General features: G+C 35.6%; 21 protein-coding genes and 1 tRNA gene. 16 read left to right on the top strand and 6 right to left on the bottom strand.

Going from position 1 to position 17,148, the window contains the following annotated elements:
• Nucleotides 1-71 precede the first annotated feature (71 nt).
• The 3 genes from JMN12_RS03395 to JMN12_RS03385 are packed head-to-tail and all read right to left on the bottom strand — an operon-like array spanning nucleotide 72 to nucleotide 2,200.
• The gene (locus tag JMN12_RS03395; protein ID WP_009412094.1) at nucleotides 72-515 is read right to left on the bottom strand and encodes a retropepsin-like aspartic protease; all 444 of its coding nucleotides are present in this window, start codon (nucleotides 513-515) and stop codon (nucleotides 72-74) included.
• Nucleotides 500-1,573, bottom strand: a complete 1,074-nt coding sequence (locus JMN12_RS03390; RefSeq protein ID WP_009412093.1) for a mannose-1-phosphate guanylyltransferase — start codon at nucleotides 1,571-1,573, stop codon at nucleotides 500-502. The genes JMN12_RS03395 and JMN12_RS03390 overlap by 16 nt, the downstream gene beginning before the upstream one ends.
• Nucleotides 1,574-1,600: 27 nt before the next feature.
• Nucleotides 1,601-2,200 (bottom strand): SprT-like domain-containing protein, encoded by a 600-nt coding sequence (locus tag JMN12_RS03385; RefSeq protein ID WP_009412092.1) that lies wholly within the window; start codon nucleotides 2,198-2,200, stop codon nucleotides 1,601-1,603.
• A 283-nt stretch (nucleotides 2,201-2,483) separates the two neighbouring features.
• Between JMN12_RS03385 and JMN12_RS03380 the strand changes: the two genes are divergently transcribed.
• The gene (locus JMN12_RS03380; protein WP_238423809.1) at nucleotides 2,484-2,822 is read left to right on the top strand and encodes a hypothetical protein; all 339 of its coding nucleotides are present in this window, start codon (nucleotides 2,484-2,486) and stop codon (nucleotides 2,820-2,822) included.
• 40 nt (nucleotides 2,823-2,862) lie between these two features.
• On the opposite strand, the gene JMN12_RS03375 is transcribed toward JMN12_RS03380, so the two are convergent.
• Nucleotides 2,863-3,837, bottom strand: coding sequence for a deoxyhypusine synthase family protein (locus tag JMN12_RS03375; RefSeq protein ID WP_203082130.1), 975 nt, complete (start codon nucleotides 3,835-3,837; stop codon nucleotides 2,863-2,865).
• A gap of 220 nt (nucleotides 3,838-4,057) precedes the next feature.
• Here JMN12_RS03375 and rho point away from each other — a divergent pair, with 220 nt between their 5' ends.
• On the top strand, nucleotides 4,058-5,722 hold the full coding sequence (gene rho / locus JMN12_RS03370) for a transcription termination factor Rho (protein WP_203137132.1): 1,665 nt from the start codon (nucleotides 4,058-4,060) through the stop codon (nucleotides 5,720-5,722).
• Nucleotides 5,723-5,878: 156 nt separating this feature from the next.
• Nucleotides 5,879-5,963, top strand: a tRNA-Ser gene (locus tag JMN12_RS03365).
• 64 nt (nucleotides 5,964-6,027) lie between these two features.
• Here the strand turns inward: JMN12_RS03365 and JMN12_RS03360 are convergent.
• The gene (locus tag JMN12_RS03360) at nucleotides 6,028-6,606 is read right to left on the bottom strand and encodes a hypothetical protein (protein ID WP_238423808.1); all 579 of its coding nucleotides are present in this window, start codon (nucleotides 6,604-6,606) and stop codon (nucleotides 6,028-6,030) included.
• Between the two features lie 182 nt (nucleotides 6,607-6,788).
• Entirely contained in the window at nucleotides 6,789-7,214 is a 426-nt protein-coding gene (locus JMN12_RS03355; protein ID WP_203137130.1) for a hypothetical protein, read from the bottom strand.
• Between the two features lie 99 nt (nucleotides 7,215-7,313).
• Here JMN12_RS03355 and bshA point away from each other — a divergent pair, with 99 nt between their 5' ends.
• The 13 genes from bshA to JMN12_RS03295 all read left to right on the top strand — a co-directional run bounded on the left by bshA (nucleotide 7,314) and on the right by JMN12_RS03295 (nucleotide 17,137).
• The gene (bshA, locus tag JMN12_RS03350) at nucleotides 7,314-8,438 is read left to right on the top strand and encodes an N-acetyl-alpha-D-glucosaminyl L-malate synthase BshA (protein WP_203137128.1); all 1,125 of its coding nucleotides are present in this window, start codon (nucleotides 7,314-7,316) and stop codon (nucleotides 8,436-8,438) included.
• A 6-nt stretch (nucleotides 8,439-8,444) separates the two neighbouring features.
• The gene (locus JMN12_RS03345; protein WP_203137121.1) at nucleotides 8,445-9,359 is read left to right on the top strand and encodes an NTF2 fold immunity protein; all 915 of its coding nucleotides are present in this window, start codon (nucleotides 8,445-8,447) and stop codon (nucleotides 9,357-9,359) included.
• Between the two features lie 2 nt (nucleotides 9,360-9,361).
• Nucleotides 9,362-9,697, top strand: coding sequence for a hypothetical protein (locus tag JMN12_RS03340; protein WP_009751032.1), 336 nt, complete (start codon nucleotides 9,362-9,364; stop codon nucleotides 9,695-9,697).
• 18 nt (nucleotides 9,698-9,715) lie between these two features.
• Nucleotides 9,716-10,459, top strand: coding sequence for a class I SAM-dependent methyltransferase (locus tag JMN12_RS03335; RefSeq protein WP_203082134.1), 744 nt, complete (start codon nucleotides 9,716-9,718; stop codon nucleotides 10,457-10,459).
• Nucleotides 10,456-10,899, top strand: coding sequence for a hypothetical protein (locus JMN12_RS03330; protein WP_009751034.1), 444 nt, complete (start codon nucleotides 10,456-10,458; stop codon nucleotides 10,897-10,899). Before JMN12_RS03335 ends, JMN12_RS03330 begins: the two co-directional genes overlap by 4 nt.
• The gene (locus JMN12_RS15165) at nucleotides 10,900-11,286 is read left to right on the top strand and encodes a hypothetical protein (protein WP_238423807.1); all 387 of its coding nucleotides are present in this window, start codon (nucleotides 10,900-10,902) and stop codon (nucleotides 11,284-11,286) included.
• Nucleotides 11,249-11,833, top strand: coding sequence for a leucine-rich repeat domain-containing protein (locus tag JMN12_RS15160; protein ID WP_238423806.1), 585 nt, complete (start codon nucleotides 11,249-11,251; stop codon nucleotides 11,831-11,833). The genes JMN12_RS15165 and JMN12_RS15160 overlap by 38 nt, the downstream gene beginning before the upstream one ends.
• A gap of 5 nt (nucleotides 11,834-11,838) precedes the next feature.
• Nucleotides 11,839-12,378, top strand: coding sequence for a hypothetical protein (locus JMN12_RS03320; RefSeq protein ID WP_238423805.1), 540 nt, complete (start codon nucleotides 11,839-11,841; stop codon nucleotides 12,376-12,378).
• A 122-nt stretch (nucleotides 12,379-12,500) separates the two neighbouring features.
• Nucleotides 12,501-12,842 carry a 30S ribosomal protein S6 gene (gene rpsF / locus JMN12_RS03315; RefSeq protein ID WP_002679068.1) on the top strand — a complete coding sequence of 114 codons (342 nt, stop codon included), beginning with the start codon at nucleotides 12,501-12,503 and terminating at the stop codon, nucleotides 12,840-12,842.
• Nucleotides 12,843-12,846: 4 nt separating this feature from the next.
• Nucleotides 12,847-13,125 carry a 30S ribosomal protein S18 gene (rpsR, locus tag JMN12_RS03310; RefSeq protein WP_002671374.1) on the top strand — a complete coding sequence of 93 codons (279 nt, stop codon included), beginning with the start codon at nucleotides 12,847-12,849 and terminating at the stop codon, nucleotides 13,123-13,125.
• An 18-nt stretch (nucleotides 13,126-13,143) separates the two neighbouring features.
• Complete coding sequence (gene rplI / locus JMN12_RS03305; RefSeq protein ID WP_088594379.1) at nucleotides 13,144-13,671, top strand: 50S ribosomal protein L9; 528 nt, start codon at nucleotides 13,144-13,146, stop codon at nucleotides 13,669-13,671.
• Between the two features lie 155 nt (nucleotides 13,672-13,826).
• Nucleotides 13,827-16,547: a hypothetical protein gene (locus JMN12_RS03300; RefSeq protein WP_203137117.1), complete on the top strand. Its 2,721-nt coding sequence runs from the start codon at nucleotides 13,827-13,829 to the stop codon at nucleotides 16,545-16,547.
• 23 nt (nucleotides 16,548-16,570) lie between these two features.
• A complete protein-coding gene (locus JMN12_RS03295; protein ID WP_009751039.1) occupies nucleotides 16,571-17,137 on the top strand; it encodes an NfeD family protein in 567 nt (188 codons plus the stop codon).
• Nucleotides 17,138-17,148 lie beyond the last annotated feature (11 nt).

Genomic DNA, 17,148 nt, shown 5'->3' with positions numbered 1-17,148 from the left:
AAAATCCCATATCAAATCATAGAAGAAAAAAGGCTACCTAAACAAAATCAGGTAGCCTCTTTTTATAAGTTTTAACGAAGTAAATATAACTTTTTTTTTGAGTAATCTATCACAGCTTTTTTCTTCAGTAGTAAATCAGCTCCTATAACACCGTGTACAGGAAGCAAGTTAAATTGTTGTAATGCTTCGTTTACGTGGGTCAAATTAAATAAAACTAAAGGAACTCTACGGATGCTTAATGAACCTATTTCTAAGTGATTTTTTATAGCGACCTGTGTTTCCATAGCACTTGCTCCTGCACCAGCAGCTTTTATCTCTGAGGCTTCAGCTTCTAAATTGAAATAGGTTATCCACTCTATTCCTACACAAGTATTAGAAGCTCCAGAGTCTAAAATAAAACGTCCTTCAATACCATTAATTTTAGCTTGCACTACAAGGTGTTGGGTAAGAGTAAACTCAAGCGGAATAGCAATATATCCTTTCTCTATGAGTAATTTGTTTAATGTAAGTCCCATTTGCTTTTTACTTCATTTACTATTTCCTTAATATTTTGTTCTTTTGCTTTGGGGTAGATAAGTAACACATCATCTCTATCTACTACAATGTAGTTTTTAAGTCCATCTATTACCACACATTTAGCTCCTTCAGTGCGGATAATATTGTTTTCAGCATCTTTGAGTAATACTCTTGCGTTGATAACGGCATTTTGAGCACTATCTTTTGGTGATTTCTCGTGTAAAGAGCCCCAAGATCCTAAGTCATTCCAATCAAAATTAGCAGGGAGTACATAAATATTAGTAGAAGGCTCTAAAATAGCGTAGTCTACCGATATATTTTCAGCTTCAGGGTAGGCTTTAGCTATAAAGTCTACTTCGTTTTCGGTATTATAAGTGTCTTCCCCTTTTTCAAAGAGTTCATACATAGCAGGTTGATAGGTTTTATAAGCGTTGAGTACGGTTTGGGTACTCCATATAAAAATACCTGCATTCCATAAAAAATTACCTTGTTTTAAAAACTCTTTGGCAGTGGCATAATCGGGTTTCTCACGAAATTGATTTACTTTCTTGATGTTAGTATTGTCGTCTTTGTCGTATTGTATATAGCCATAACCTGTGTTAGGGAAAGTAGGTACGATTCCTAAAGTGAGGATGTTGTTAGCCTTTTGTGCAGCATTGAAACACGTAATCACATTGTGCATAAAAGCCTTTTCGTCTTCAATCCACGCATCACTGGGGGCTACAATCATTACTCCATTAGGGTTACGCTTGTTCACTTTCATTGCCGCATAGAGTATGCAAGGAGCTGTATTGCGCATACAAGGTTCTAATACCAAGTTTTTAGGCAATATATTAGGGATTTGTTCTTCTACAATTTCCTTGTATCGCTCGTTTGTGAGAATGAGGATATTTTCCTGAGGGATAAACTTCTGCAAGCGGGAATAGGTGCGTTGCAAGAGTGTTTGCCCTGTGCCGAGCATATCGTGGAATTGTTTAGGGTATTCAGTAGTACTTACAGGCCAAAAGCGCGAACCTACTCCGCCAGCCATAATCACTGCATAATAATTGTTCACCATATATTTGTAATATTTTAATTCAGTTTTTTAACTTTTAATAAGTTCAACTTCAGCGTGAGGTTGAAAGATGTATTTTTTGCCAGAGCTTATTTCTATACAATCATAACATTTCACACGGCGTTGCCCTTTGCGAAATACACGTCCATCCTTGATACGAAAAGTACTTCCTATTGGAATTTCATAAATAAAACTTACATTTTCACTCGTGTCAAATTGTTTGAGGGCTATAGCCAACACAGGGTCAACATCACTGCTGGACATAGGGTTTAAAAAATGTCGTTGCAATACGCCTAATAATTGTTGAGGAAATATTTCTGGAGTGATAAAAGGTCTCATTAGTTGTTGGAAAGTGTATTTCCATTCATTACCGTGTGGCTTGATAAGTCTGCCAAACCGTTCAAAAGCTATCAAATGTGCTACTTCGTGAATAAAGGTTATCAAAAAGCGGTATTTATTAGCAGAAGCATTCATTGTAATGAGATGTTGCCCGTTAGGAAGTTGCCGATAATCTCCGTGCCTTGTTTTTCGCTCGTTTACAATACGTAAATAAATATTGTTTGCCTTAATGAGTTCGAAACAAGGAGTTACAGCGTTTTCGGGTAAATATTTAAATAAAATTTCTCTCATAGTCTGCAAATGTACAAATAATATTTTACATCCGCAAAAAAATAATCAATTGTAAATTTATAAACTCGTGAATTTTCTTTATCTTTGCCGTGTTTGTAAAACAAAGAAAAATATGTCGCTCATAAGTTATTTAAAATTTTTTATAAAATCAACGAATCAACACGGAGTGCATTCTCCTTTTATCTACAACTTTGTAACTCGTTGCTTGTACAATAAACAGTTGGTAAAATCAAGTGAAATTACTGATTATTCATCAATTATATCTAAAAAACAATTTATTTCATTGCTGAAGATTATTCGTTATTTGAAAGTAAAAACTATTTTTACAGATAAAAAGGGACTCTATATAAACGAAAATTGCAGTCTTATAACCGAATTACAAACTGCAACGACTTACGATCTTATTTTTATCAATTATCCCAAAGAGAATTTGGATTTTTATCTGAATTATATGCACAACGATAGCACTCTCATCATCAATAATATTCACCGAAAAGAAAATGAACCTTTATGGAAAAAAGTTATAGAAAATGAAAAAGTTACCGCTTGTATAGATGTATATTATCAAGGGTATATTTTTATAAGAAGAGAACAGCCTAAAGAAGTTTTTTATATAAGATAAGAGGTAAGAAATATAAAATCTTACCTCTTATTTCTATTTCTTATTTGCCAAGAAGATAGGCAAAAATAAGTGGAGCTACAATAGTAGCATCTGATTCTACAATAAATTTAGGGGTGTCAATATCTAATTTACCCCAAGTGATTTTCTCATTAGGCACAGCTCCTGAGTATGAGCCATAGCTAGTAGTTGAGTCAGAAATCTGACAGAAATACGACCAGAAAGGTACGCCTTCCCATTCTAAGTCTTGATACATCATAGGTACTACACAAATAGGAAAATCTCCTGCTATACCACCTCCTATTTGGAAGAACCCTACACCTTTACCTCCTGAATTTGCACGATACCATTCGGTGAGGTAAATCATATATTCAATACCTGTTTTCACAGTAGAGGCTTTTAAATTCCCTTTGATTACATTGGCTGCAAAAATATTACCAGTGGTTGAATCTTCCCAACCTGGACAAACGATAGGTAAATTCTTTTCGGCAGCTGCTAATATCCAAGAATTTTTAGGGTCAATTTCGTAATATTGCTCTAATACTCCTGATTTTACTACTTGGTATAAAAATTCGTGAGGAAAATAGCGTTCACCTTTATTTTCGGCTGCGTGCCATACATCTTCCAAGTGCTTTTGTAAACGACGAAAAGCTTCTTCCTCAGGAATACAAGTATCAGTTACACGGTTGTAATGACCATCAAGGAGTTCTCTTTCTTGCTCAGGAGTGAGGTCGCGATAGTGAGGTACACGTTTGTAATGAGAGTGTGCCACAAGGTTCATTACATCCTCTTCAAGGTTAGCTCCTGTACACGAGATGATATCTACCTTACCTGCGCGAATCATCTCAGCAAGTGAAATTCCTAATTCTGCCGTACTCATTGCTCCAGCAAGTGCCACGAGCATTTTTCCGCCTTCAGTAATATGGGTTTCATACCCTTTAGCAGCATCTACTAAAGCTGCTGCATTGAAGTGTAAAAAGTTTTTCTCAATGAATTGAGAAATAGGTCCTTTACTCATCTTTGATTAGTTTAAAAATCTAAATTATTCGGCAAAGATATAAATAATCTATCAATTTAGCAAATTAATATTTTGTATATCAAAAATATTTCGTACCTTTGCCGCGTTTTCAGTTCCTCTACAAAATTCTATTCAATAATATCTTAATTTAAAAAGAGGAAAAACACTATCTTATTCTACTGAAAAAAATCATTTACTTTATTAACAACTATTTTATAAAATGTCTAACATTACAGATTTAAAATCTAAAAAGCTACCTGAGTTGCAGGAAATAGCAAAGGGGCTAAATGTGCCTAAGTATCGCTACTTAAACAAGCCTGAACTTATTAATCAAATTATTGATTTTCAAGAAAAACAAACCAATCAAACTTCTCAAGAACTTCCTAAAAAAAATGCTGCTACAACAGCCGAAAACACTAATTCACCATCTAAAAAAGAACGAAAGAAAAAAATAGATGCCCCTCAAAAAGTAGGAAGCTCTAAACAAGAAAATTTGTCTAAAAATACAATAAATAAAGAAACTGCAGAAGATAATAAGGTAGAAATAAAAACAGATACTAAATCTAATTTTCAACGAAAAAATAATTCTCCTACCCCTTCTTCTACTAACAATAATCAATCTAAAACACTCCCTCTTTCAAATAATAACAACAATAACAATAATAATAATGGTAATATTGCAAACAATAACAGCAATAACTATTTGAATATCAATAATGAAAACTTCGATAAGGAGAAAAAGAATCGTTATAGAGCTCCTGATTTTGAGTTTGATAGTATTGTAGATTGCGAAGGAGTTTTAGATATTACTCCAGAAGGGTATGGTTTCTTGCGCTCGTCTGATTATAACTACTTAGCTTCCCCCGATGATATCTATGTATCAGCTTCTCAAATCCGTTTGTTTGGCTTACAAACAGGTGATACAGTTCACGGTGAAGTGCGTCCACCTAAAGATGGTGAAAAATACTATCCTCTTCTCAAAGTAATCAAAATTAATGGTTTAGATCCTCAAGTGGTACGAGATCGTGTGCTCTTTGAACACCTTACACCACTTTTTCCTACTGAAAAATTTGAATTAGCAGGAAAAGGAGCAACGCCTTCTACACGCCTCATCGACCTTTTTGCGCCTATAGGAAAAGGACAGCGTGGGATGATTGTAGCACAACCTAAAACGGGGAAAACAATGTTACTAAAGGATATAGCTAATGCTATTAGCAAAAACCATCCTGAAGTATATTTGATGGTGCTTCTCATTGATGAACGCCCTGAGGAAGTAACCGATATGCAACGAAGTGTACGTGGTGAAATTATTTCGTCTACCTTTGATAAAGAAGCCTCTGAACATGTGAAAATAGCCAATATAGTTCTTGAAAAAGCCAAACGATTAGTAGAATGTGGTCACGATGTGGTAATTTTGTTAGATTCTATTACACGCTTGGCTCGTGCTTACAATACTGTGCAGCCTGCTTCAGGTAAAGTGCTTACAGGTGGGGTAGATGCCAATGCACTTCACAAACCCAAACGTTTCTTTGGGGCTGCTCGCAATATAGAAAACGGAGGATCTCTTTCTATCATAGCTACCGCACTTACCGAAACAGGTTCTAAAATGGATGAGGTGATTTTTGAAGAGTTTAAAGGAACCGGTAATATGGAATTGCAGTTAGACCGCCGTATTGCCAACCGCCGTGTGTTCCCTGCTATTGATCTAATGGCTTCATCTACTCGTCGCGACGATTTGCTTTTAGACGAAAATACGCTCAATCGCATCTGGGTATTACGTAAATATTTAGCCGATATGAATCCTATAGAAGCAATGGAATTTATGGAAAAACAAATCAAACAAACTCGAAATAACGAAGAGTTTTTAGCGACAATGAATAACTAATTATTAAAAAGTTATTTTTGTATTTCTTGTAAAACAATAAGTTATAAAATAAGTTAAAAAAACATCGCAATTTTTTGTCTCAAAAATTTGCAAGTAATAAAAATAGTTGTATCTTTGCACCCGCATAATTGAAATAACAATAGCAATTGTGCAATTGGAGAGATGGCAGAGCGGTTGAATGCGGCGGTCTTGAAAACCGTTGAGGGTAACACCTCCGGGGGTTCGAATCCCTCTCTCTCCGCAAAAAAATCCATTATAACAAAATAAAGTGTTATAATGGATTTTTTATTATTATCAATTGATGATTAGCGATTTTTTAATTCAAATTCTAATATATTATACATATTCTCAAGTTGATATACAACCTTTTCATTTAAAACTATATCTGATAATAATAATTTTTCTATAGCTTCATAAAAAATCTTTAATGTTTTACTGTTGTTAAGCCATTCTGTAATTTGTATATTCAGTTCTCTATGTTTGTCCTTAAAATAGGTATGATGATACTCTATTCCTCTAGCTTGTAAGCTATACATAAAAATTTCTTCAAAATAACGAATTGCATTTATTTTATAAGCATTAGCTATCCAGCAGTCTAATAAAGGTTGAATGGGCAATCCTGCTAATCCAAAACAAACCAACCAATCTTCAGCCGTGGTGATTTCGGAGTGTCTTTCACTGAGAACTTCTTCAAAAAAAGCGAGAGAAAACCGCTTTAAAAAATCTATTTCGGGAGCTTTCCACAAGTCAAGACGTTCAAAATAGCATTTAGAGAGCGATAATCCCTCGTCTATATAAAATATTTTACCCTCACAAAGGAGTTCAAGCATACGTGGTAAAAAATAATGAAATTCTACAATAGCCTTAACTATACTCACTAACATAGCTCTACATAGGTGCTAATTTGTTGAAGTGAGAGCTCCCTAAGGGGAATACGGCATAAATTATCTATTTCAGTAGGAGTAATGCAATTGTCACAATCACATACTGATAAATGTTTATCAATCGAATAAGAAAAAAAAGCTATAGGCTTCTTCTATATAAGGACTTAATTTGTTTGAATATTTCATCTTTTGTAACTTAACCAAATAGCTGTACCCCCTCCTTTACGGTCATAAAGAGCCTCAATCTTTCCCCAATCAAAAGAGTGATTATCACCAATGTGGGCTGTGAGCCATTGTTTGTAATATTTTTCAGTTTTCAATTCGTATTCTTCACTCCAATCTTCCCACGAAGTCTGTCGTTCGTTCATCGCAAAACATAAACATTCAAGTTGCTCACCTTTAAAACAAAGTGAAACATCAAAGAGTTTTCCTTCAAAAGAACAATTGTAAAAATATAGCCAATAGTATCCTGTACCTACCTCCCATATTTCATTATTTGGAAAACGTTCTCTAAGATTAGAAAAAGTTGTATTAGTTGTAATAGTTTCACTTTCTATGAGAAGGAAATCTCCATTATGAGTGTTTAAAAAAGAAGCTGTTTTTTTCATTTTATCACTTGTTACTCAACTGCAAAGATATAATTTTTTGTTAATATTTTTTATACCCAACAGAAAAATAGTACTTTTGCCTATCTAATACATCAAAAAATGAATATAGCCATAGTGTGTTATCCTACCTTTGGAGGTAGCGGTGTTGTTGCTACCGAATTAGGACTCGCCTTAGCCCGTAAAGGTCATCAGGTACACTTTATTACTTATAGTTATCCTGTGCGTTTAGACTTCTTGGAAATGAACATTCACTTTCACGAAGTACACGTAGAGGAGTACCCCTTGTTTCATTATCAACCTTACGAATTAGCGTTATCAAGCAAAATGGCTTATGTGGTAAAGACTTACAACATTGATATTTTGCACGTGCATTACGCTATTCCACACGCTTATGCAGGCTATATGGCAAAGCAGATGCTCAAACGTGAAGGGATAGAAGTGCCTATGATTACCACTTTACACGGCACAGATATTACTCTTGTAGGTAATCACCCTACTTATAAAGAAGCAGTAACGTTTAGCATCAACGAATCGGATGTGGTAACCTCGGTATCCGAGAGTTTGAAACGAGATACATTGCGCCTTTTCAATGTAAATAAAGATATAAAAGTTATTTCAAACTTTATTGCCTTAAAAAAAACTGAATCTATTTCTCCTTGCAAACGAACAGTAATGGCAACTCCCGATGAGGTAATTGTAACTCATATTAGCAACTTTAGGAAAGTGAAGCGTGTAGACGATGTGGTAAGGGTATTCTATGGCATTCAGCAACAACTTCCTGCCAAATTGATAATGGTAGGTGACGGACCTGAGCGTGAGATAGCCGACCAGCTATGTAAGGATTTAGGTATTAAGAAAAAGGTGCTTTTCTTGGGAAATACATCTGATATAGACCGTATATTATGTTTTACAGATTTGTTTTTACTCCCCTCAGAATCCGAAAGCTTTGGACTTTCAGCCTTAGAGGCAATGGCTGCAGGTGTACCCGTAGTATCAAGTAATGCAGGAGGCTTATCGGAGGTAAATGAAGAAGGTGTATCAGGTTATTTATGTCCAATAGGCGATGTGCAAACAATGGCTGAAAAAGCTATTTATATTTTGAGTGACAAAGACCGCTTGGCACAATTCAAACAGAATGCCCGCAAAGTAGCAGCACGTTTTGATGAAGAGAAAATTATACCGATGTATGAAGCTCTTTACTACAATGCTATAAAAGAAAAATAAAATATTATGGCAACATACAAACGCCCCATTACCTTAGAAACCGCGCTCAAAGAAGTAACCGAGGAGCGCTTTTGTAAAGGACATCATTACAAAGATGTTGCCCTAACCGACGAGATGGTTGAACAGATCGTGCAAGTAAAGTCGTTGGTCAATATGGGCTTTATCAATACCGAGATTACCGATGAGGCGCTCCAGTACTTAGCGACTTTGCCCAAACTAAAACTCCTTTTCTTAGAGGGCAACAAACAAGTTACAGGCGAAGGCTTTAAGTACTTTGTCGACAAACCTATTGACCATATCTCGCTGGACGGTTGCCCCGTAACTGATGAGACACTAAAAATTGTCCTACAAGTACCACGCCTAAAGTCTCTTTCGCTAAAGAGAACACGGGTTACTTTTGAGGGGCTAATGGCTGCGGCACATTACAACAAGGTGAGTTTCTACCTTGATAAACCTTTCACCGCCGATCAGATAAAAGCCTTTGAACAAGCCCAACGCACTGCAGGCAAGAAGAAACCAACGACAACTCCTACCGATGATCTGCCTGTAGTAAAGCAATTACTCTTAGATTTCTTTGTGGCAATGACCGAGTGGGAGGCTTTCGCTACCAAAAATGACGATACCCGAGAGGGCGATCTTTTGGTAAGAGAAAAATGCAAAGTCCTCTTCAAAAAGTATTGTACCGACAAGCGTAGGGCAGGCTATCGCCCTGAAGGAATTAGTTATTCTTTAGATAAAGGCGGCACCTATGGTGAACATCAAATTATCGATAGTGAGGTGGTTACTAAGAATAAGATATACCTCTACACTCAAGACAGACATAATTGTCAGTTTCGCTTTCTCATCATCAGAAAAGAGGGGGAGTGGAACATTGACGAATGTCAATGGCACGATGGGGGCTGGACTAAATACGGATTATAATAATGAAAACAGTAAAACAACTTATAGAAGACGAACTTCAGAAAATAATTCATCAGCTTAAAGAAGTTTCTCTTTTGCAAGAGGAGAAACAAGCACTTCTAAGCTATAAAAAGGAGTTAGAACAACTATTGTTCCTCAAAAAACTTTCGGATACTTATCATTTGGAACCTAAAGAGATAGAGCATATTATTGTGTTGCCTCCGCCTCGTACAGATTTTTCTAATTTCCGTCTTGTAGATGATGCTGAAACAGAAGAAAAACAATGGTGGGAGGAGTTAAAGATAGAAAATAAACCCATTTGGCTTTGTGAAGGAGATATTTTGATTAAGAAAAGATAATTCAAAAATATAAATACAATGAAAGATATATCTCAAATATTTAAATCAGACATAAAAATAGAAGATGTGAGACGAGAAAATGGTATTTTTTGCTGTATGAATGACCATTTTGTCAGTGGAGACAATCAAAAGTATATGAAAATGTACGATTGGATGTCTTTCTTTTATGATTTTGGAGAAAAATGGATAGGAAAAATCAAGTATGGAAACGCCATTGACCGCCTGCGTACGGAATTAATGAGCCGTTTGGAATGGAAAAATAATATTTCTGTGCTTTATGTTTCCATAGGTACAGGGGCAGACTTGCGTTATCTACCCCAAGGGATTGATTTGAAAACAATAAACCTTGTAGGAGCCGATATTTCTATGGGAATGCTCAAAAGATGTAAGAAGCAGTGGCAAAAGAAAACAAACCTTACCCTTGTGCAGTGCCCTGCCGAGGAATTGCCTTTTGCCGATAATACTTTTGATATTGTTTTTCACAACGGAGGTGTCAATTTTTTCAACGATAAAGCCCTTGCTATGAACGAAATGCTCCGAGTTGCCAAACCAGGTAGTAAACTCCTTATCGCTGATGAGACAGCCGACTTTGTGGAGACCCAATACAAGAAAAGCGTCTTTTCTAAATCCTATTTTGAAGGCAAAACGGTTGATTTGAACGCCATAGAACAATGTATCCCAGCGTCAGTGACTGAAAAGAAAACAGAATTGTTCTGGAATAACAAATTTTATGGAATTACTTTTAGAAAAACAACTAAATGAATGCCTTACAAAAACGATTAGCACAAATAGGAACGGAACCTCACGAAAATGGCTTGTGTGATGGAATAGTATATGAAGACTCAGAAGACCAATGTTATTGGATTTATAACCACTATTCCTATTGCGAATGGCTTAAGCACAATATGATGCACTATGCAGGACTTAGCAGGGAAGATGCTACTGAAAAATTAGCTCAAAATAGCCTGTTTACAACCCCACCTAAAGATCTTGATAATCTATTTTGCATTACGCACGAGCTCACCTATCACAACGCAATGGAGATAGCCAAAGGAAATATGTATTGGCAGGACGGAACACCCTCTGATACTAATGGCTTTCAGGAAGAATACGATGTTTGGTATAAGCAAACCAAAGAAAAATATCACTTGAACGAAGAATACGAGATACTTAGTTTTGAAGAAGTATTGAAATTAAACTAAATGAGTTACATTACCTTTAAAAGCAAGCTCATAGAGCAAAAAGTAAAGCAATATCTGAAAAAGAAACACGCTGACCTTCTTGTAAAAGAGGGGAGGAGGTTGTTGGTCAAAGAAGAAGGCGCCCCTTTGATTACCAAAATGCTCATTCATAACGATGATTTGCACTCGGAGGACTTAGCCGACTTGCAAATGTTCCCCAATATAAAGGAATTACAGTTGCCATCGGACAATATAACTCACTTGGAAGCCTTGCAACCCTTGGAAAAACTACAAAAACTCTATTTGAGTGTCAAGGCAACAGATTATACGCCTCTTGCCAAGTATAAAAAACTTGAAAAAGTAGAAGTTTATGACAGTGGAGTGGGGGGATATAACTCCTTTTTGTGAACTTTCTAAGCTAAAAGAATTAAGATTATCGTGCAATAAGCTCATTTCTTTGGAGGACATACAACGATTACAAAACCTTACCGAACTTTGGTTGGATAGAAACCAAATTACAGATATATCTCCTTTGGCGTGGCTGCCCAATCTTGAATATTTGCAATTAGAGAGGATCCAAATCAGTGATTTATCTCCATTGAAAGCCCTCAAGAAGCTCAACACCTCATATTTGTATCACAATGAAGTAAAAGACCTTTCTCCTTTGAAGCATTTATCTTTAGAGGAATTGAACTTAGAGCAAAACAAGATAGAAGACCTTAGTGATTTGGTAGGTATAGAGACCCTTCGGAACTTAAAGATATGTTTTAACCCTATAAAGGATGCCTCTCCTTTGCTGAAAATGCCTTATTTAGAGTTTGTTTGTACAGATGCAAAGGATATTTACTTACCTTTAGAACGTTACCTCGGTAAGAGTGTAATAAGAGAAGTCTTTGGAGAGGAATATCCGAACTTTGAAGAAGCTGACATCTATATATTTAGTAGAAAAGAATGAAAAAAATGACCTTATTAGCCTCTTTATTAGCCCTATTTTCTTGCAAAAGTTCCCCAGAAGAGCGAAAAACCACCGAAGCCTTTCCCCTGCAATCCCTACTCACCTATGAATATTGCGGAGAAAAGGACGGCTTCCAATATTTCTTATTAGGCAACCAATGGGAGCGTAAGGTGTTCAAAGTAAAAAGCTCAGAAATACACATTGATCCTCAATATGCCTTCCACGCTGATCCCCCTTTTGAGCCTAAAATACCTATTACCCCCGTTGAACAAGAAAGAGTCTTTGCCGAAATCCCTATGAATGGACAAAAACTTTATTTGTATAAGGACAATATTGTACAACGTTATTTCCTTCGCTGTTCTGACCTACACAAACAGGCTACAGACCACCCTACTTATCTCTATGATGAAGTAAGCCAACAGGATGCTGAGGTACACCAAGAAGAACGTGCCTATTATATAGGTTATTACAAGGAGGAGCAACTCATTCGTTACCAAAAAATATATAGGGGAGAGATGTTAATAGAGAAAGAAATAGAATATTAATATATTTATTATCAGTCAATTAATTTGATTTATTGCAAAAAAAATATATTTTATTTTGTTACTTCAAATAAATATACTACTTTTGCGCCCTGAATTAAAAATCATTTAATCATTTTATTTTTATGAATCAATACGAAACTGTTTTCATTTTGAATCCCGTTTTATCTGAAACTCAGATAAAGGAAGCAGTAGAAAAGTTTGAAAATTTTCTTACTTCAAGGGGGGCAGAATTTGTAGCAAAAGAGAATTGGGGCTTGAAAAAATTAGCTTACCCAATCCAAAACAAAAAAAGCGGATTTTATCACCTCTTTGAATTTAAAGTAGCTGGTGAAGTAATCGACGCTTTCGAATTGGAATTCCGTCGTGACGAACGTGTTATGCGTTACCTCACTGTGAAATTAGACAAGCACGCCATCGAGTGGGCTGAAAAAAGAAGAGCTAAGTTAAACACTAAAAAAGCGTAAGAAAATGGCAGTAGAACAAAAAAAAGGAGATATCAAATACCTCACTCCACTAAACATCGACACTTCTAAACAAAAGAAATATTGTCGCTTTAAAAAATCAGGTATTAAATACATTGATTACAAAGATGCTGACTTCCTCTTGAAGTTTGTGAACGAACAAGGTAAATTGCTACCTCGTCGCCTTACTGGTACTTCATTGAAGTTCCAACGCAAAGTGGCTACCGCTGTGAAAAGAGCTCGCCACTTAGCTTTAATGCCTTATGTAGCCGATTTATTAAAATAATAACAAGGAGTAGAAACTATGGAAATTATACTTAAACAAGACGTACATAATTTAGGTTTTAAAGACGATGTCGTTACTGTAAAAAACGGCTATGGTCGTAATTACCTCATTCCGCAAGGATTCGCAATTTTAGCTACTCCCTCAGCAAAAAAGGTATTAGCTGAAAACTTAAAACAAAAAGCTTATAAAGAGCAACACATCATCGAAGAAGCTAAGAAAACTGCTAAAGCTCTTGCTAACTTGGCAGTGAAAATTGTAGCCAAAGTAGGTGCAGGTGATAAACTCTTCGGTTCTGTTAATCACGCTGATGTTGCTCAAGAATTAGCTAAAGCTGGTCACGATATCGATAAAAAATTTATCTCTATCGCAGGTAACACTATCAAACGTACAGGTAAATACAGCGCAGCTATCCGTTTACACCGTGAAGTAATCGTTGATTTCCCATTCGAAATTGTAGCAGAAGTAGCCAAAGTTGAAGCTAAACCTGCTGAAAAAGTGGAGGAACCTAAAACTGAGGCTCCAGCTGAGCAATCTGCTGAAAACTAATAAATTATAAGTAGTAAATAGTTCATATCAATTATAATTTTTGATACCTATTAAAGACGTGAAATCTTTGGTAGGTATTTTTTTTACAAATATATTTTTTTTTCTCAAAAATAATATATACCTTTGCCTCGTTTTTTAGCAAGTTTCTTATTACAATGGAATCAAAAATTAATACAGTCGGCCTAACTATATGGGGCTACAAACAAGGTTGTAAAGTATTAGCTTCTCAAGGAGTTAATTTTCAACTTAAAGAGGTTAAAGATAGATTAAAAGACCTTAGTGCTTTTATTCGTATCCACACTCCTCGTGTAGATTTCTACACACTTCAATTTACGCAAAACTACAAAATATACACCCAGTACCGTTCTTCTCGTGAAGTAAATGGTCAGACAGGAGTGTATATTGCTATATCGTTGTATGTTCCTCACACTTTGCAATGGCGTGGAATACGACAAGTACTCAACTTATTGATGGATATGTACTTCGCTGAACATATCAATTACGAGAATGGTGCGCCTTTGCTCAACGAAAAAGAAGATATCTTCCCTTATTTCAATCTCCTACGTGGCTATGAAAAACAACTTACTGAAGAACTTCAGCCTAAGCCTTGTACTTTAGAAATGCCATATACTCCTAAAATTTTTCCTTATAGTGATATTTATGAAGTAGATAAGTATTTCAATATGCCTTATCGCCCAGAGTTCGATAATATTCAGGACGTTGTTTTCTTGAGAAAAGAATTTGTAGAGAATCCTCGTGCTTATAGTATAGAACTTTTCTTTCCTGAATATAGAACTCAGCAAAATACAACTGCAACTACTAATAATAGTGGTACATCTCACTTTACTATTGCCGACAAGAGAATCAAAGTTCTGGCTTTTATGAGAAATGGTAGAGATGTGAGTACTACTTATGAAAGCGAGATTTTCTCTGATGATGATACTATAGAGTTACTCCTCGAGAAGTCTAAGTATTACCAAATGTTCTCCTATAACGATACCGTTAAGAAAGCAATCAAAAAAGGATATATCAAGCGTACTAATAATAGTTATAGCTTAGAATTTATTCCTTTTGTAGAAAAGGAAACCAAACTCTATGTAGAAACTCCTCAGTACGACTTCCAAAAATACATCACTTTCTTATCCTTAGAAAGTGGTAGTTTCAAGATAAAACCTCATAGTGATAGCAAAGGCTTTTATTTCCTCTTCAAAGGTGATGAGGCTCAAAAAATATTTAATATTAGCTATAATGGCATTGTCTTTAGAAGTAATTATGTAGTGGATGAGAGAATCCCTCTCACTATACCTTTTGAGCAATATCACTTTACAGTCGTTTCTAATAAAATAGTAGCTGTAGCATTGAAAATCAACGGGATTGTGTTTAGCACTTCTTTGCGTAGTGATTCGCCTATAGAGATAGTTCTCCCTGAACACTTATATCACTTTGAGTTTGAAAATCAGGAAACTAAAAGAGTGATAAGTATCTCTAAAAGTGGTGAAATAAACTATGAAATCGAGGGTAATGTACACAATCCTCAAATGCTTGCTTCCGAAAGTCCTAGAGCAAAAAATCAACTTGCTGTGATAAACAACAGCTTAGCTACTGTGAGTGACAATAAAAATGAACCTATACACAAATCTCGCTTCTTCTGGCTCAAAATAGCATCTATAGTGGTGTTTGTTTTGGCATTAGTGGGAATAGGTTATTGGTTTATTTTCCCTATGCTTAAAGACCCTACCAAGGCATACATTGCTTTCAAATCGGAAAGCAAAATCGAAGATATCCATTTCTTAACAAACATAGACGAACATAATTATGAAATTGATAGTACTTACATTCGTCTCAAAAAAGGCTTACCTGAAACTGAAACTAAATTGGTAATTACTTTTGCTGAAGAAGGAAAAGATACTGTTGTGTTCAATAAAGAACAACTTGCTAAATTAGCTACAATGGTACAGGAAGGCAATAAAGATACTCTTAAAATTGATGTAGTATCTCCAGCTCGTTTCTTCCTTGCTGAAGTGCAGAATTGGAAAAGTACTCATGCCGACCCTAAAGGAACTCTTTTCTTAGCCGAAGCAAAAAAACGCAATTACCTCACCGAAAAATTGCGCCCTGAATTTGAAAAAGCTGTATGGGAAAATTTCTTAAAAGATTTTGATTATTCTGCTTATAATAGCGAACAAGTTGATAGCTTGTTACGCCCTTATTTAAGAGGTGGAGCTTCAGAGTTGAAATCTTATCAAAAAGATTTAGAGCAAATTATTTCTCAAACTAAAAACCGTGAAAACCAGGAGGATAATGTAGTTGAAATAGCTACTCCTGCACCTGAACCTACAAGAGAACCTAAACCTGTTGCAGCTCCTAAAAATAATCCTGAACCTAAGAATACTCCCCCTGTCGAAAGAACTACTACAACTATAGTAGAAAAAACTGATGGTAAAACTGTAGTGAGACACATCAGAACAGGTGCAAGGCCTCAAGCTACAAATGTAAGCCTTACCGAAGAGTTTATTGCTGATTTGAAACGTTTCAACTCTCCATCTTGCTCTGAAAGTGTGGTAGATAAGGTAAAAATCAATGCAAAACGCCTAAGCAATAGTGACTGGGAAGTGGTATCTTACGATTTTAACCAAAATAAAAACGAAATCGAAGAACGTGTCAAACAATACGTAGCTTTCTTTACAGCTGTAAGAACAGGAGGTAGTATTGATAATCTTAAACCTCCTTATTTTGGTGGACAATCAAATATTATTTATTTCCTTAAAAAAGGAAATAATTTCGATATTGTAAAAGGAAAAGCAAATCTAAAAACTTTTACCGATATTCGTCAAGCGATTATCAATACAGGCGTAGATCCTAAATCAATACGATAAATAACCATAAAAAACAATATACTATGTTAGAAGTTTTCAATAACCTTGATACTCTTTTAAAAGGATTTTGGATGATAGCAATTCCTACTTCAGTGATTTTTATCATTCAAATGATTCTTACATTCATAGGAAGTGACGCCTCCGATGGTACTTCTGCCGATTTTGACGGTGATCTCAACGGAGGCGACACACCTTTCCAGCTTTTCTCTTTCCGCAATTTGATTAACTTCTTGTTAGGATTTAGCTGGACTGGTATTTCATTTTATAAAATTATACACAATCAGCTCTTACTCATAGCCTTAGCTACTATAGTAGGAGCTTTGTTTGTATATCTTTTCTTCCTTATTATCAGAGCTCTGATGAAACTTTCAGAAGATAATACTTTCAAATTCTCTGAAACCATAGGCAAAACTGCCGAGGTTTATATCCCTATTCCTGAATACAAACAGGGAAGAGGCAAAGTAACCATTAGTGTGCGCGGTACTATACACGAATTAGATGCTATGACCACCGGTGAACGCCTCCCTTCTAACACCATCGTGAAAATAATTTCTGTAGACGATACTGTTTTATTTGTAGAACGATTGTAACAATTCAAAAT

The sequence above is a fragment of the Capnocytophaga genosp. AHN8471 genome, assembly GCF_016806945.1.
In the GTDB taxonomy this organism is placed as follows: Bacteria; Bacteroidota; Bacteroidia; order Flavobacteriales; family Flavobacteriaceae; genus Capnocytophaga; species Capnocytophaga periodontitidis.
The sequence above is the reverse complement of the archived record's forward strand: the minus strand, read 5'-3'. Positions and strand labels throughout refer to the sequence as shown.